Raw genomic sequence first — 14,214 nt, 5'->3', positions numbered from 1 at the left:
CGGCGCGTCCTTGCGGGTGCGCCGCCCACTCCTCGGACGTGCGCACGAGCGCCGCGCACGCCCCCGCATCCATGATCGCCGCTTCCAGAGCAGCCCCCTCCCACGATGCCACCGCCCGCGCAATCTCCGCCTCATCGTCCGTGCAGCCCAGGACGGTCAGGATGCGATCGAGGTGATGAGGGGCCATGCGATGCAGGAAGAGCCACCGCTCGTCTGCGGTCCGACAGAACGCGACGGGATGCGGGCCGTTGTCTGGCCTGGCGGGGACCTCCTGGATGTAGCGCCACGCGCGCATCGCGGCGGCTGCGGCGTCGAGGTCGACGTCGACGGTTTGGCGCACGCCGGTACGCAGCTCATAGAGTCGAGCTGCTTGTGCGGCCGCGGCTCCGATCGACGCCGCACCCAATTCCGCCATCGGGAAGGTTGCGGGAAAGACCGGATCGGATCCGTGGAACGTCGCGGTGAGCGATGTGGGCGGCTGCCCGGCCCGCTCGATGAGGTCGTCGAGCAAGTCCGCCGCGCGGTAGCTGCGCGGCGCCTCGACGGCTCCGTCGCGCGTCAGAGTGTTCGGATGTTCCATCCGCAAACCGTTCCTTCCTGGCCGGCTCGGGCCGGTGGACAGCATTTCTCGGTCATCCTATACTGCAGATCTCAATACATACGGATGTCCGTATGACATTATGGATCGTAGGACGGCCCGCAACGGCGCGGCCGACCGGTTACGGAGAACGGGACACCATGGATTTGCAACTCCTCGGCAAGCGCGCGATCGTCACGGGCGGTAGTGCGGGAATCGGGATCAAGATTGCTCGGCGGTTCGCGCTGGAGGGCATCGACACCGCCGTATGCAGCCGGAGTCTCGAGCGTGCTTCTGCCGCCATCGCCTCGATGAACCTTGAGGGCGGCGGCCGCCTGCTGCCGGTGCAGGTCGAGCTTCGTGACGCGGATTCCGTCGCGGCGATGGTGGACCACGTTGCCGAGGAGTTCGGCGGCGTCGATATCCTCGTCAACTCGGGCGCCGAGGTGTCGGGCAATGAGCCGGAGGACTTCGGTCACATCTCCGACGAATTCGTCCTGCGTTCGTTCGAGGACAAGTTCGTCGGCATCCTGCGCATGTCCCGCGCGGTCGTGCCGCACATGAAGGAGGCGGGGTTCGGACGCATCATCAATCTCGCCGGGCACACCTCGCGCGAAGCCGGTGCTATCTCGGCCGGTGCGCGCAACTCGGCCGTCGTGAACCTCACCAAAGTGTTGTCCATGGAACTGGGCCGCAACGGCATCACGGTGAACGCTGTGCACCCGTTCACCACGATCACCGACCAGTTGGGGGGCCGTCTCCAGCGGATGGCCGCGCGGCGAGGGCGCACTCCCGACGAACACCTGGCGGCGATCTCCGAACGAACCTCGCTGGGACGCCTGGTGACCGCCGAAGAGATCGCCGACTTCGTCGCATTCCTCGCCTCTCCGCTGTCGGTCGCGCTCACGGGCGAGGTCGTGGCTCTCACCGGGGGCGTCGGCGACGCCGTCTACTTCTGATGCGCGATCGAGAGGGATCCGACATGCAACACAGCACTGCGACCGTCGTCGCTCCGGACCGTCCATTGAGCATGGAGATGCTGCTGAATCCGAGGAGCATCGCGTTCATCGGAGCGTCCTCGAACCCTGAGGCGCTGGGCGGACGGCCCATCGGGTTTCTCGCGAGTTACGGATACGCGGGCACCCTGTACCCCGTGAATCCCGAGCGCGACGAAGTGCAGGGCTTGAAGAGCTACGCCTCCATCCTCGACGTTCCAGAGGTCGTAGATATCGCCCTCATCGCGGTGCGGGCGGCGTTGGTGCCGGGCGTGCTGTCAGACTGTGCGCGCGCAGGCGTCGGTATCGCAATCGTCATGAGTTCCGGGTTCGGTGAAGGGCAGGGTCGGGGCGCGGAACTGCTTAACCGGGTGGCGGTCGGACTCGCCGGAAGCTCGATGCGGATCATCGGGCCGAACTGCGAGGGCCTCGCGAGCCTGCCGGCCTCCGCGCCCATGACGTTCAGCCCGGTACTGGACATCCATCGGTCCGGGAGTCGCCTCACGGACGGCGGGATCGCGATCGTGTCGCAGAGCGGTGGTCTCGGCTTCGCCATCGCGGGGTGGGGAACCGATGTCGGCCTCGGGTACGACTACATCGTCACGACCGGGAACGAGATCGATGTCGACGCACTGGAGATCGCTGATCTGCTGGTGGAGGACGAGCGCACCACGACGGTCGTGCTGGTCATCGAAGCCGTTCGCGACAGCGAGGAGTTCCGTCGTCTGGGAGTGCGACTCGCGGCGGCCGGCAAACATCTCGTCGTCGCCAAGCTGGGCCGCTCAGAAGCCGGCGCGCGGGGCGCCCTCGCCCACACGCAGCACGTGACCGGGGACCACGACGCCTACAGAGAGCTCTTCGCGAGCGTCGGGGCGGTCTCGGTCTCGGATAACGATGAACTCGTCGATGTGCTGCAAGCGCTCAGCAAGGCGAAGCCCGTCGCGGGGCGGAGGGTGGGCATCGTCACCACCTCGGGAGGCGCGGGCGTCTGGCTCTCGGACGCATTGTCTGAGGCGGGCTTCGACGTTCCCCCGCTGTCCGAGAGCACGTGCGCGGTACTCGCCGGCCACATGCCGAGCTACGGTTCGCCGGTCAACCCGGTGGATCTCACTGCCCAGTTCCTTGCGGGAGGGTCATTCGTGACGCCGCTGAGGGCGCTGATCGATTCCGGCGAAGTCGACCTGGTTGTGCTCACGACCTCTCTCTCATCTTCCGGTCGCCTGGCTGCGGAGAAGGATGCTCTCGCCGCTCTCGTTGCGGAGTCCCCGGTACCGATTGCAATCTACAGTTACACGAAACCCGCGCCGTCCTGCGTGGACATCCTCAACGCGATGAACGTGCCGTGGTACACGAACTCACATCGCACGGCGCGTGGGCTCGCCGCGCTGATCCCGGGAGGCCGCTCATGACCGCCGACGTCTTGTCACTCACCGATCGCCTCCAGGATACGGATCTGCTTCGTACCGCCGCCTTTGTCGACGGCGAGTGGGTCGGAGCGGAGGAACACTTCGACGTCCGCAACCCGGCAACGGGGGAGGTGATCGCCGTACTTCCGTCGATGGACGCATCGGCGGCGCGTTCGGCGATCGAACGCGCCGAGGCAGCCTTGCCCGCGTGGCGTGCGCGCCCCGCGATCGAACGCTCCCGGATCCTTCGGCGCTGGGCCGACCTCATCCGCGACCACGCCGACGACATCGCCTCCATCCTCACCGCAGAGCAGGGGAAGCCGTGGGCGGAGGCGCGTGGCGAGGTGCTCTACAGCTCGCAATTCCTCGATTGGTTCGCGGAAGAGGGCCGACGAGTGTACGGCGATGTCGTGCCATCGCACACTGCGGATGCACGCATCATCGTGCTCAAGCAGGCGATCGGTGTGACGGCAGGCATTACGCCGTGGAACCTGCCCGCCGCAATGATCACGCGCAAGGCCGCGCCGGCGCTGGCGGCGGGATGCACGATTGTCATGAAGCCCGCGGAACAGACTCCACTTACGGCGTTGGCGCTCGCGCGCCTGGCGGAACGGGCCGGAGTCCCGTCCGGCGTCCTCAACATGCTGCCGAGCGACGACGCACCGCCGATCGGCACGGAATTCACGACGAACGCCACCGTTCGAAAGCTGAGTTTCACCGGCTCCACCGAGGTCGGCAAGCTTCTCATGGCGCAGGCTTCGCGGAACGTTCAGAAGCTCTCGCTGGAACTCGGCGGCAATTCGCCGTTCATCGTGTTCGACGACGCAGGTATCGATGAGGCCGTCGAGGGCATCGTTTCCACGAAATACCGCAACGCGGGTCAGATCTGCACGGGTGCGAATCGCGTGCTGGTGCAGCGCGGGATCCTCGATGACTTCGTCGAGGCGCTCCGGCAACGTACACAACGGGTCACGCTGGGAAATGGCTTCGATCACGGCGTCGAGATGGGTCCGCTCATCGATGCCGGAGGCCTGGAGAAGGTCGAGCGACACGTCGCAGATCTGATCGACCGGGGAGGCACAGTGGTTACTGGTGGCAGGCGGAGCGATCTCGGTCGCACCTTCTTCGAGCCGACGGTGATCACCAACGTCGGTACCGACACGCTGCCCTGGCAGGACGAAGAGACGTTCGGCCCGGTTGCCGCGGTCACGGCCTTCGACGACGAGGACGAGGCGATCGCACTCGCCAATTCCACCGAGTACGGTCTCGTCGCCTACGTCTACACGCACGATGTCGGGCGGATATTCCGGGTCTCGGAGGCGCTCGAGACCGGCATGGTCGCGGTCAACTCCGGACGGGTGTCGAACGAGCAGGCGCCGTTCGGCGGGGTGAAGCAGTCAGGCCTCGGCCGCGAAGGATCGCGGTACGGGATAGACGACTGGCTCGAGCTCAAGTACATCAATCTCGCCGGCCTTTCGCGCCGATGACGAACGGGGCGAAACAGATGAAAGACGACGAACCTGTCTTGATCGCGCGCCAGGGCACGACCGCGATCCTGACCCTCAATCGTCCGGCAGCGCGCAACGCGATCGACGACCGCATGCGTGCAGCCATTCGGGCCGCGTTGCAGCAGGTCTCCGGGGACGACGACGTGCGCACGATCGTTCTCACGGGGGCGGGTTCTGCCTTCTGCGCCGGCGGCGACATCAAGGCCATGCGAGACCGGTTGGCGGCTCGCCCGGGTCGCGTAGCGTTCGACGGATGGCAGCGGCAACGAGGCACAGCCGACCTTGTTTCCACCCTTCACGACAGTGACCGGATCACGATCGCCGCAGTGAACGGCGCCGCGGTCGGTCTGGGTCTCGACCTCGCCCTCGCGTGCGATTTCGTCGTCGCCGCGCCGCAAGCGGTCTTCGCGTCCTCGTTCGTGAAACGAGGCCTTGTCCCCGACGGAGGCAGTTTGTACTTCCTGCCGCGCCGCGTCGGACTCCAGCTCACCAAGGAGCTGATCTACTCCGGGCGGACCGTGGACGCACAGGAGGCGGCTCGGGTCGGACTCGTGGATCGGCTCGCGACCGACGGCGCCCTCATCGAGGAGACACTCGAGTACGCCGACCTCTTCGCCGGACACTCCCAGGCGGCGATAGCCCTGATGAAATCGATCGTTTCGCGCACGTTCGAGACGCCGTTGGATCGGATCGCTGCGCTCGGAGGAGAGGCGCAGGCCATCGCGTATACGACGGACGAGCATCACGCCGCGATTGAGGCGTTCCTCGCACGCTGACGCATCGGATCGCGGGGGCGTCAGATGTGACGGCCCCCCGCGATCTCGATGGTCGTTCCGGTGACGTAGCTCGATAGGTCGCTGGCGAGGAATAGCGCGACCTTGGCGACCTCATCTGCATCCCCGAACCGACCAAGCGGGACATCGGAGATCCGGGCCGCGCGGATCTCCGGGGCGAGTCCCGCGGTCATGGCCGTCTCGATGATGCCCGGCTGCATGGCGTTCACGCGTATACCGGCGAAACCGACCTCTTTCGCCGCGGCCTTGGTCAGACCGACGATGCCGGCTTTCGCGGCGCTGTAGTTCGTCTGACCAGGATTGCCCACCTTGCCGGAGATCGACGACATGTTGATGATCGAACCGGGCGAACCCAACTCTCGCATCACTCCGGCGGCAGTCCGCACGCCGAGCCAAGTACCCTTCAGATGCACCTCGATGACCAGGTCGAAGTCGCTCTCGCGCATCTTCCGCATAGTTGCGTCCCGCGTGATCCCGGCGTTGTTCACCATCGCATCGAGACTGCCGAACGTGTCGACGCCCGCGCGGACGAGCGCCTCCACGTCGTCGTATGACGTGACGTCGCACGCCACGCCGATTGCGCGGTCCCCCACGCCCAGGCGAGATGCGGCCGCCGCCGCGGCTGCCCCGTCGATGTCGCCGAGCACGATGCGAGCACCCTCTGAGGCGAACCGCTCGGCGATCGCGTAGCCCAGGCCTTGGGCGGCTCCGGTGATGACGGCGGTCCGGCCGTCGAGCAGCAACTCGGTCATGCGTTCTCTCTCTCTGCCGACGACTCCGGTAACAGGAGCGTCAGCGTCTCGGCGACGCAGGCGGGGCGTTCCCTCTGCTCGATCTGGACGGTGTTGCGGACGGCGATGCGCAGGCCCGCGGCCATCTGTTCGCCGCTCACGAGCTCTGCCCGCAGACGCACCCGCGAACCGGTGCGCAGGGGTGCGGGGAATCTGACGCGATCGAGCCCGTAGTTGACGCGCGTACCTACGCCCGTGATGCGGTAGGCATCGTTGGTGAGACGAGGGAGCAGAGACAGGATGAGATACCCATGCGCGATCGTGCCGCCATACATGCCTGCGGTCGCCCGCTCAGGGTCTGTGTGGATCCACTGCTCGTCTTCGGTGGCCACGGCGAACGCGTCGACGCGCCGCTGGTCCACCTCGTACCATGTGCTGACACCGAGCTCCTGACCCTTCATCGCATCGAGGTCATCGAGGGAGATGATGCGCATGGGGGCGTCAGTGGAAGTACGCGCCGCCGTCGACGACGACGGTCTGACCGGTGATAAACGCAGAGGAGGGGCTGGCGAGAAAGCGCACCGCCCCCACGACATCGTCCGGGCTCATCTCGCGACGGAGCACGCGGCCGCCGGGTGCCCTGTCGCGCATCCCCGCGACCTGTCCGGGGTTGGACTCGACGCCGGAGGTCACGGTGAAGCCGGGTGCGACGGCATTGACGAGGATGCCGTCATCTCCGAGCTCTCGGGCGAGCGCTTTCGTCATCGCAAGCACCGCGCCCTTGCTGCTCGCATAGTGGAGAAGAAAGGCCGTGCCCTTGAGGGCGGTCGTGGATGCAATGTTCACCACGCGCCCGCCGCCGCGCGCCCGTAAAGCCGGCAGAGCAGCCCGCGTCGCGAGGAAGGTCCCGAGCACATTCACGTCCATCGCGAGGCGCCACTCGTCCACCGGGATCTCTTCGAAAGGGCCGTTCGTCAAGGACGCGAACACGCCCGCGTTGTTGACGAGCACGTCGATCCCGCCGAACTCGGCCGTGGCCGAATCCACAGCCGCGCGCATGTCGCCTTCCACCGTCACGTCCGCCGTCACGGGGAGTGCTCGCCCGCCTCCAGCGGCGATCTCTTCGGCGACGGCCGTTGGATCGGCGCGATCGATCACGACCACTGCGCACCCGGCCGCTGCCAAGTCGAGGCATATGCTTCGGCCGATCCCCGCGCCACCACCTGTGACGAGGGCGACCTGGCCGGACAATTCTGGTTGAGTCACGATGCACTCCGTTGCGGCGCACCGACTGACGACGCTGTCCTTCAGGCTCGCGGCACGCATATGCAGCGTATCAAAATTCGTATGGACATCAATACGTCCATACGACCTGCGCTACGCCAGGTTCTTGTATAAAGCTTCCCCGGCCTCCGAAAGGTCCAGGTTCACCGAGAACTCGTAGCGATCGCCGCGGTACCACGTCTGCACGAACTCGACGGGTCGGCCCGCCCGATCACTGACGAGACGCTCCACGTACAGGACCGCCGCGCCGATCCCCACGTCGATGCGGTCGCACACCTCGGCGTCGGCGAGTTGCGACCGGATGGACTGCGTCGCGCTGGTCAGATGGATCCCCTCGTCGATGAGGATCTCCATCAGCGCGCTCTTTCGCAGACGCTGAGGGGTGAGCAGGACTCCGAGATCCGGCGGCAGATATGTGACCGTGTACGCGAAGGGCTCGGCGTTCATCATTCGTGTGCGGCGGACCGCGGTGCCCAGGGGGGCGTCGAGCTGAAGCGCGCTCGCGATCTTCTCCGGCAGGCGCTCGTCGTGGGTGATCGTGACATTGCGGGTCTTCGCCAGATGGGACTCGTTGATCAGGTCGCCCAGTGATCCCCGGAAGCGCTGCTGCAGCACCTTCGGATTCCTGGGCTGAACGAACGTGCCACTGCCCTGCTTGCGCACGAGCAGGCCTTCGACGACCAGTTCTCCCACAGCCTGCCGGATGGTCGCACGACTGACGGAGAACTCCGCTGCAAGCTCGTCCTCAGAGGCGAGCTTTTCGCCGACCGAGTTCTCTCCGTTGTTAATGCGCTGGCGGAGAATACCGGCGACCTGGTGGTACAGGGGGAGGGCGAGCGAGCTGTCGACCACTGGTCACCTCACGTAGCAGGGTCGGCGGACGCCGACGTCGAGCAGGTCCATCATACTGACCACCGGATGAGGGACCGCCACGCTCCGTGGCGGCATGGCCGCACTCGGAGACACCACAAGGGGCAGAGCATCGACGATGCCCTGCCCCGTGTCCGTGTGCGGGAGCCGCTACGGCCGCGCCGCGGCGCGGAAGCCCGCCTCGAAGCCGCGCTCGAAGGACGCCTCGGCTGCCTGCGGGTCGCCGGATGCGTCGTGGCCGAAGCCGCGTCCGCCCCGGTGTCCACGGTGTCCGCGGTGACCGCCGAACGGCGGCATTCCTCCCTGGGGTGCGAAGCCGCGCCCGAACCGACGGCCGTGGCCGTGGCCGCGCTCGTCGGCGTCCGTATCGGCATCCCGGTCAGGCCGGAAGCCGGGGCCGAAGCCGCCGAACCCGGGCCCGAAGCCGACGCCCGGACCGAAGCCCGGGCCGAAGCCGAATCCACGGCCGAAGCCGCGGCCGTGCTCGCCGGCGCCGGGCGCGCTCTCATCCCACCCCAGCTCGCGGGCGATGCTCTCGAGGGAGGCGGCCGTGGTGGCGTAGTCCTCGGGCGAGACCGCTGCGGTGATGCGGGCGTCGATGTCGGCGGCGACCGCCGCCGGGTTGTCCGCTCCGCCGCGTGCGGCCTGAGCGAACTGGGTGCGAACCGCGCGACTCGCAGCGCGGAGCCAGAAGTGCAGCCGGCGCTCTGCGGCGCCGTTCTCGGTGTTCTCGGTGTTCTCTGTCATGGGTAATCCTTTCGTTCTGCCGTGCGGGGGCCGGCAGTTGCGGCGATACTTGTCATATCGCATGTACATGCAGTGTGACATGTAATCCATTCACATGTCAAGTCGCATGTAAATTGATTCCATGACGACAGACGGGACAGCGCCGGACGACCCGGTGGAGCAGATCTTCGCGGCGCTCGCCCGGCTGCGGGGCCGACGCCGTCCGCGCCCTGGTGAGGACGGCGACACCGGGCACGGCCGCGGCCGCCACGGACACTTCCCGCCCGGCGGCGGGTTCAGTCCCTGGGGCGGCGGGTTTCCCCCGGGCCCGCCGCCGTGGGTCGAGGGTGGTCACGGTCGTCTCGCGGGGCCCGCGCGGATGCGGATGCTGGAGGCGCTCGCCGCCGCATCCGACCCGCTGTCGGTGAGCGAGCTGGGCGACGCGATCGGTGTCGACCAGCCGCGCGCCTCGCGGCTCGTGCAGCAGGGGGTCGAGATGGGCCTCGTGCGCCGGGAGGCCGACCCCGCCGACGCCCGACGCACCCGCATCGCCCTGACCGACCAGGGCCGCTCGCTCGTCCGCGGGTTCCGCGGGGAACGGCGCGACACCATCACCACCGCGCTGAACGGATTCACGGATGCGGAGCGGGCCGAGTTCGCGCGCCTGATCACCAAGTTTGCCGAGGCCTGGCCGCGCTGACACCCGCCGCTCGGCGGGCGGGTCGGCGCCGGACTGGCCACGGATGGCGGGTCCGGTGCGGCCGCATCCCGCGGGAGCATGGTGGTGTCGCAAGGATGCGACGAGGACAAAGGAGTTCCCATGACCGCTGTTCGCCCGCCCTTCGATCCCGAACTCGAAGGGGCGCTCGCGCTGATCGCGCAGCAGCTTCCGTCGACCCTCACCGCCGAGATGATCCCCGCGTTGCGCTCCGCACCGCTGCTGTCGCCGGGTCCTGAAGACCTCGCGGCAGCGGGGATCGAGTCACGCACCGCCACCATCCCCGGATACGGCGGTGACGAGATCGAGGTGACCGTCATCCAGCCGGTCGGGCGAACCGGCACGGGCCCCGGTATCTTCCACACCCACGGCGGGGGGATGATCATCGGCGACCGCTGGACGGGGGTGACCGCGTTCTTCGACGCGATCGTGCGGTTAAACGCGGTCCTCGTCACCGTGGAGTACCGCCTCGCGCCGGAATTCCCCGATCCGACACCGGTAGAGGACTGCTACGCGGCTCTCGTCTGGACCGCCGAGCATGCTGAGGAACTGGGCATCGACGCCGACCGGCTGCTCATCGCCGGTGGCAGTGCCGGCGGGGGGCTCGCCGCCGGGGTCGCGTTGCTTGCCCGCGACCGCCAGGGACCGCGCCTGTGTGCGCAGATGCTGATGTACCCGATGCTCGATGACCGGGACGAGACCGTCTCTACCGCGCAGATCGACGGCGAGGGAGTGTGGGACCGCGGCAGCAACATCCTCGGCTGGTCGGCGCTGCTCGGCGACCGCCGCGGCACAGACGACGTCTCGATCTATGCCGCCCCGGCTCGGGCCACCGACCTGTCCGGCCTGCCGCCCGCGTTCATCGACTGCGGCAGTGCCGAGGTGTTCCGTGACGAGGACGTCGCCTACGCCACCGCGATCTGGGCGGCCGGAGGACAGGCGGAGCTCCACGTCTGGCCGGGCGGGTTCCACGGGTTCGAGGGATTCGTGCCCCAGGCCCGGCTGGCACAGGAGATGATCGGCGCCCGCGAACGCTGGCTCGACCGGGTCATCGGCTCCTGAGCCGGGAAGGCGCCCGGCCTGCCCCGCAATAGGATGACCTGCACAGCGAAGGAGCTGCCATGCAGGAACTCGCCGGGCGCCTCACCGCCCTCGATCCGGAGGCCACCGAATCCCTCCGCGTGATCGCCTACTTCGATGCCCTTGTCGCGGGCGGGGCCGGGATGGAATCGATCGCCAGGGCCGCGGCGGTTCTCAGCGGCGTGGCCGCGGGAGTGACCCGTGAGCCTTCGCTGCGCGTGCGACCCGACGGCGTGCGTGCACGGGAGGCGGGGGAGCCCGGCGCCTGGCCTCACGCCCGGACACCCGCGGGACCGCTCGTCTGGATCGAACGGGAGGGACCCGCGCACGCGAACGACGCGATGATCCTGGAACGGTTCGCGTTGTCCGCCGCCATCGTCGCCTCCACCGGGCAGGTCTCCCCGGCCGGTGCGCTGGAGGCGCTCATCGACCCGCAGCGCCCGGATGCGGAACGTTCCCGCCTCGCGGATCGGCTGCGACTCGACCGAAGGCACCCGCTGCGGATCGCGGCGCTGCCCGCGGACGCGGCGGAACCGGTCGGCGGGCCGAGCGCCGTGATCCTCACCGCGCGAGGGGCGGCCCGCATCCTGCTGCTGCCGGTCGACGCCGTCGTCGCGATGGGTCCGGCCGGCATCGCTGACGTCCCCGTGGAAGACGCCCCGAGCGGCTGGGGCGACGCGCTCACCGCCCTCCGGCTTGCCTCGGGAAACGAGGTCGTCCACGCGGCGGACTACGGGGTGCTCCGGATGCTGTGGGGTGACGCGCACGCTGCCGCACACCCGGACGTCGCGGCGCTTGCCGCCCTGGACGAGTCACTGCGGATCCTCGACGCCGTGTCCGAGACGGAGAGCATCCGCGCGGCCTCTGCCCGCCTCGGCATGCACCACAGCAGTGTGCAGGAACGTCATGCCCACCTGCGGGACCGCCTCGGGTACGACCCGCGGGAGCCCCTGGGCCGTGCCCGATACTGCGCCGCCCGTATGCTGATGCGGTTGTCCGAGGAAGGGGCGCCGCCACGATGATCACGTCCCACCGGGAGTCCTTGCCCGATATCGCGCCGCAGACGCTCTATCGCCTCTTGAAGCTCCGGGTCGACGTGTTCGTCGTCGAGCAGGCCGCGGCCTATCCCGAGCTCGACGGCCGCGACGACGAACCCGACACCGAGCACTTCTGGGTCGAAGAGGAGGGGGAGATCCTTGCGACGCTCCGGCTGCTGCGCGACCCGGATGCGGCCCGCATCGGACGGGTCGCGACCGCGGTCTCGGCTCGCGGGCGGGGACTCGCCGCAGAGCTCATGCGGCAGGCGGTGAAGCGGGCCGCGGAGCGGTGGCCGCAGCATCCGATCGACCTCGATGCCCAGGCCCATCTCGCGCCCTGGTACGGCCGCTTCGGCTTCGTCGTGAACGGACGCGAGTTCGTCGAGGACGACATCCCGCACCTGCCGATGCGCCGCGCCGCGGGAATTCCTCTGCCCGCCGCGGGTTGACCACCGTTATGACCACAGTAGGAATCATCGGAGCAGGACACATCGGATCCACCCTCGCGAAGGGGCTGGTCGACCGCGGATACGACGTGGTGATCGCCAACTCCCGCGGCCCGGAGACGCTCGGCGACCTGGTCGCGGAGCTCGGCCCGCGGGCCACCGCGGCGACGGCGGAGGAGGCGGCGGCCGCCGCGGACTGGGCGATTGTCACGGTCCCGCTGAAGGCGCTGGAGCAGGTGCCCGTCGAGCCGCTCGCCGGCAAGACGGTGCTCGACACCAACAACTACTACTGGGAGCGCGACGGCCACATCGCGGAACTCGACGAGGGACGAACCACCACCTCGGAGATGCTGGCACGGCATCTGCCCGCATCCACCGTCGTGAAGGCCTTCAACCACATCATGTGGGGCGACATCCTCACCGACGGGACTCCCGCCGGCACGCCGAACCGTCGCGCGCTGGCGACCTCGAGCGACTCGGCGGAGGCGGTCGCGTTCGTCACCGCACTGTACGACGCGTTCGGGTTCGACACCGTGAACATCGGTCCGCTTTCGGAGAGCTGGCGCGTCGAGCGGGATCGTCCCGCCTACGTCGTGCGGCAGAACGCCGACGAACTGCGCGAGAACCTCGCCCGCGCCGAGCGCTGACGTGCCTTCGCCCTCCCCGCCCCGCGCTCAGCGGGCGCGGGGAGGGGCGGGCAGCCGCACCAGCAACAGCAGGACGAGCCCGACGAGAAGCACCACCGCGATGCCGAGGACGCCGAAGATCGTCGAACCGAAAATCGCGATCGAGATGGTCCACATGGCCGGCGCGATGAAGCTCGCGACCCGGCCGGTGGTGGCGTAGAGACCGAAGATCTCGCCCTGCATGCCGGTTGGCGTCACGCGGGCGAGCAGCGACCGGCTGGCCGCCTGTGCGGGTCCCACGCACGCCGACAGGATCAGCCCGCCGATCCAGAACACGATCGTCCCCACGTCACGCAGGGCGAACAGGGCCACCGCCATGACGACGAGCCCGGTGAGGGCCGCGACGATGACCGCCTTCGCCCCGAACCGGTCGTCGGCACGGCCGGCGAGGATCGTCGAGATGCCGGCGACGATGTTCGCGGCAATGCCGAAGATCATGACCTGCGTCGGCGAGAACCCGAATGACACGGACGCCAGCACCCCGCCGAACGCAAACACCGCCGCGAGGCCGTCCCGGTAGATCGCGCTCGCGAGCAGGAACCAGAACGTCGGCCGGTGCGTGCGGTAGAGCGCCACGACGTCCTTCACCAGCGTCACGTAGCCGGCGAAGAACCCCACCCGGGCAACGCCGGGGAGCGCCGGCGCCTCGGGCACGTTGAGGAACAGCGGGATGGCGAACAGCAGCGTCCAGACGCCGCATCCCACCGCGATGAGCCGGTAGGCGAGGCCGTTCGAGGTGTCCATGCCGAACCAGTCGGCGAAGGTCAGCACCACCACGATCGTGAGGGCGAGGATGCCGCCGATGTACCCGAGGCCCCAACCGAGCCCGCTGACGCGTCCGATCGTGCGCGGGGTGGAGACCTCGACGAGCATCGCGTTGTAGTTGACGCCCGCGATCTCGGAGACCACCGCGCCGACGGCCAGGACGGTCGCGCCGAGCCAGAAGAAGGACGGCTCGGCCTGCACGAAGAACAATCCGAACTGCGCGAGCGCCAGCAGCACGGTGAAGGCGAGAAGCCACCGCTTCTTGCGTCCGGAGCGGTCGGCGGTCTGCCCGAGCACGGGCGCGAGGATCAGGATCAGGATGCCGGCGATCGTCGTCGCCAGCCCGTAGCCGCTCGACAGGTCTGCGAGCGCGCGGTCCTTGATCGGGTCGGAGGCATCGAGCGCCGCGATCTCGGGCGGCAGGAACGAGTCCGAGACGAGGTAGAGCGACGCGAAGACGAAGGTGAGGATGACGGAGTTGAACGGCTGCGTCGCCCAGTCCCACATCGCCCACGACCACACCTGTCTGCGGGGGACCACGCGGTCCGGCGCGGACTCCTGGAAGAGCGCTCCCATCGGCCCGAGTGCCCC

At 68.4% G+C, this 14,214-nt stretch carries 16 protein-coding genes (1 of these 16 only partly in view); 9 read left to right on the top strand and 7 right to left on the bottom strand.

Going from position 1 to position 14,214, the window contains the following annotated elements; all coding sequences use genetic code 11:
* Positions 1–625: CoA transferase (locus NT132_RS11170; protein WP_297788667.1), on the bottom strand; the 625-nt coding region annotated here is incomplete at its 3' end.
* A 113-nt stretch (positions 626–738) separates the two neighbouring features.
* Between NT132_RS11170 and NT132_RS11165 the strand changes: the two genes are divergently transcribed.
* The 4 genes from NT132_RS11165 to NT132_RS11150 are packed head-to-tail and all read left to right on the top strand — an operon-like array spanning position 739 to position 5,262.
* Positions 739–1,536, top strand: a complete 798-nt coding sequence (locus NT132_RS11165) for an SDR family oxidoreductase (protein WP_297788664.1) — start codon at positions 739–741, stop codon at positions 1,534–1,536.
* 23 nt (positions 1,537–1,559) lie between these two features.
* Positions 1,560–2,981: a CoA-binding protein gene (locus tag NT132_RS11160; protein WP_297788661.1), complete on the top strand. Its 1,422-nt coding sequence runs from the start codon at positions 1,560–1,562 to the stop codon at positions 2,979–2,981.
* Positions 2,978–4,465: an NAD-dependent succinate-semialdehyde dehydrogenase gene (locus NT132_RS11155; protein WP_297788657.1), complete on the top strand. Its 1,488-nt coding sequence runs from the start codon at positions 2,978–2,980 to the stop codon at positions 4,463–4,465. The genes NT132_RS11160 and NT132_RS11155 overlap by 4 nt, the downstream gene beginning before the upstream one ends.
* Positions 4,466–4,503: 38 nt before the next feature.
* Positions 4,504–5,262 (top strand): enoyl-CoA hydratase-related protein, encoded by a 759-nt coding sequence (locus NT132_RS11150; RefSeq protein ID WP_297788654.1) that lies wholly within the window; start codon positions 4,504–4,506, stop codon positions 5,260–5,262.
* A gap of 20 nt (positions 5,263–5,282) precedes the next feature.
* On the opposite strand, the gene fabG is transcribed toward NT132_RS11150, so the two are convergent.
* From fabG to NT132_RS11125, 5 genes are all read right to left on the bottom strand, one after another.
* A complete protein-coding gene (gene fabG, locus NT132_RS11145; protein WP_297788651.1) occupies positions 5,283–6,032 on the bottom strand; it encodes a 3-oxoacyl-ACP reductase FabG in 750 nt (249 codons plus the stop codon).
* On the bottom strand, positions 6,029–6,505 hold the full coding sequence (locus tag NT132_RS11140; RefSeq protein ID WP_297788649.1) for a MaoC family dehydratase: 477 nt from the start codon (positions 6,503–6,505) through the stop codon (positions 6,029–6,031). The genes fabG and NT132_RS11140 overlap by 4 nt, the downstream gene beginning before the upstream one ends.
* A 7-nt stretch (positions 6,506–6,512) precedes the next feature.
* Positions 6,513–7,337: a glucose 1-dehydrogenase gene (locus NT132_RS11135; RefSeq protein ID WP_297788646.1), complete on the bottom strand. Its 825-nt coding sequence runs from the start codon at positions 7,335–7,337 to the stop codon at positions 6,513–6,515.
* Positions 7,338–7,388: 51 nt separating this feature from the next.
* Entirely contained in the window at positions 7,389–8,147 is a 759-nt protein-coding gene (locus tag NT132_RS11130; RefSeq protein WP_297788643.1) for a GntR family transcriptional regulator, read from the bottom strand.
* A 168-nt stretch (positions 8,148–8,315) separates the two neighbouring features.
* Positions 8,316–8,912, bottom strand: coding sequence for a hypothetical protein (locus NT132_RS11125; protein ID WP_297788640.1), 597 nt, complete (start codon positions 8,910–8,912; stop codon positions 8,316–8,318).
* 121 nt (positions 8,913–9,033) lie between these two features.
* Between NT132_RS11125 and NT132_RS11120 the strand changes: the two genes are divergently transcribed.
* From NT132_RS11120 to NT132_RS11100, 5 genes are all read left to right on the top strand, one after another.
* A complete protein-coding gene (locus NT132_RS11120; protein ID WP_297788637.1) occupies positions 9,034–9,591 on the top strand; it encodes a MarR family winged helix-turn-helix transcriptional regulator in 558 nt (185 codons plus the stop codon).
* A gap of 120 nt (positions 9,592–9,711) precedes the next feature.
* A complete protein-coding gene (locus tag NT132_RS11115) occupies positions 9,712–10,671 on the top strand; it encodes an alpha/beta hydrolase (protein WP_297788634.1) in 960 nt (319 codons plus the stop codon).
* Positions 10,672–10,730: 59 nt separating this feature from the next.
* Entirely contained in the window at positions 10,731–11,711 is a 981-nt protein-coding gene (locus NT132_RS11110) for a hypothetical protein (RefSeq protein ID WP_297788631.1), read from the top strand.
* Positions 11,708–12,175 (top strand): GNAT family N-acetyltransferase, encoded by a 468-nt coding sequence (locus NT132_RS11105; RefSeq protein WP_297788628.1) that lies wholly within the window; start codon positions 11,708–11,710, stop codon positions 12,173–12,175. The genes NT132_RS11110 and NT132_RS11105 overlap by 4 nt, the downstream gene beginning before the upstream one ends.
* An 8-nt stretch (positions 12,176–12,183) precedes the next feature.
* On the top strand, positions 12,184–12,819 hold the full coding sequence (locus NT132_RS11100) for an NAD(P)-binding domain-containing protein (RefSeq protein WP_297788625.1): 636 nt from the start codon (positions 12,184–12,186) through the stop codon (positions 12,817–12,819).
* A 27-nt stretch (positions 12,820–12,846) separates the two neighbouring features.
* Here the strand turns inward: NT132_RS11100 and NT132_RS11095 are convergent, their stop codons facing one another.
* A protein-coding gene (locus NT132_RS11095) for an MFS transporter (RefSeq protein ID WP_366940399.1) crosses the window boundary here: on the bottom strand, positions 12,847–14,214 show its 3' portion. Its footprint extends 72 nt past the window's final position; 1,368 of the gene's 1,440 nt are visible here — the last part of the coding sequence; the start codon falls outside the window, past its right edge; its stop codon occupies positions 12,847–12,849.

It is taken from the genome of Microbacterium sp. (genome assembly GCF_026393345.1).
In the GTDB taxonomy this organism is placed as follows: Bacteria; Actinomycetota; Actinomycetes; order Actinomycetales; family Microbacteriaceae; genus Microbacterium.
The sequence above is the reverse complement of the archived record's forward strand: the minus strand, read 5'-3'. Positions and strand labels throughout refer to the sequence as shown.

Coding starts and splice junctions, on each gene's coding strand:
- NT132_RS11165 (WP_297788664.1), top strand. CDS start 739: ATGGATTTGCAACTCCTCGGCAAGCGCGCGATCGTCACGGGCGGTAGT.
- NT132_RS11160 (WP_297788661.1), top strand. CDS start 1,560: ATGCAACACAGCACTGCGACCGTCGTCGCTCCGGACCGTCCATTGAGC.
- NT132_RS11155 (WP_297788657.1), top strand. CDS start 2,978: ATGACCGCCGACGTCTTGTCACTCACCGATCGCCTCCAGGATACGGAT.
- fabG (WP_297788651.1), bottom strand. CDS start 6,032: ATGACCGAGTTGCTGCTCGACGGCCGGACCGCCGTCATCACCGGAGCC.
- NT132_RS11140 (WP_297788649.1), bottom strand. CDS start 6,505: ATGCGCATCATCTCCCTCGATGACCTCGATGCGATGAAGGGTCAGGAG.
- NT132_RS11135 (WP_297788646.1), bottom strand. CDS start 7,337: ATGCGTGCCGCGAGCCTGAAGGACAGCGTCGTCAGTCGGTGCGCCGCA.
- NT132_RS11125 (WP_297788640.1), bottom strand. CDS start 8,912: ATGACAGAGAACACCGAGAACACCGAGAACGGCGCCGCAGAGCGCCGG.
- NT132_RS11120 (WP_297788637.1), top strand. CDS start 9,034: ATGACGACAGACGGGACAGCGCCGGACGACCCGGTGGAGCAGATCTTC.
- NT132_RS11115 (WP_297788634.1), top strand. CDS start 9,712: ATGACCGCTGTTCGCCCGCCCTTCGATCCCGAACTCGAAGGGGCGCTC.
- NT132_RS11110 (WP_297788631.1), top strand. CDS start 10,731: ATGCAGGAACTCGCCGGGCGCCTCACCGCCCTCGATCCGGAGGCCACC.
- NT132_RS11105 (WP_297788628.1), top strand. CDS start 11,708: ATGATCACGTCCCACCGGGAGTCCTTGCCCGATATCGCGCCGCAGACG.
- NT132_RS11100 (WP_297788625.1), top strand. CDS start 12,184: ATGACCACAGTAGGAATCATCGGAGCAGGACACATCGGATCCACCCTC.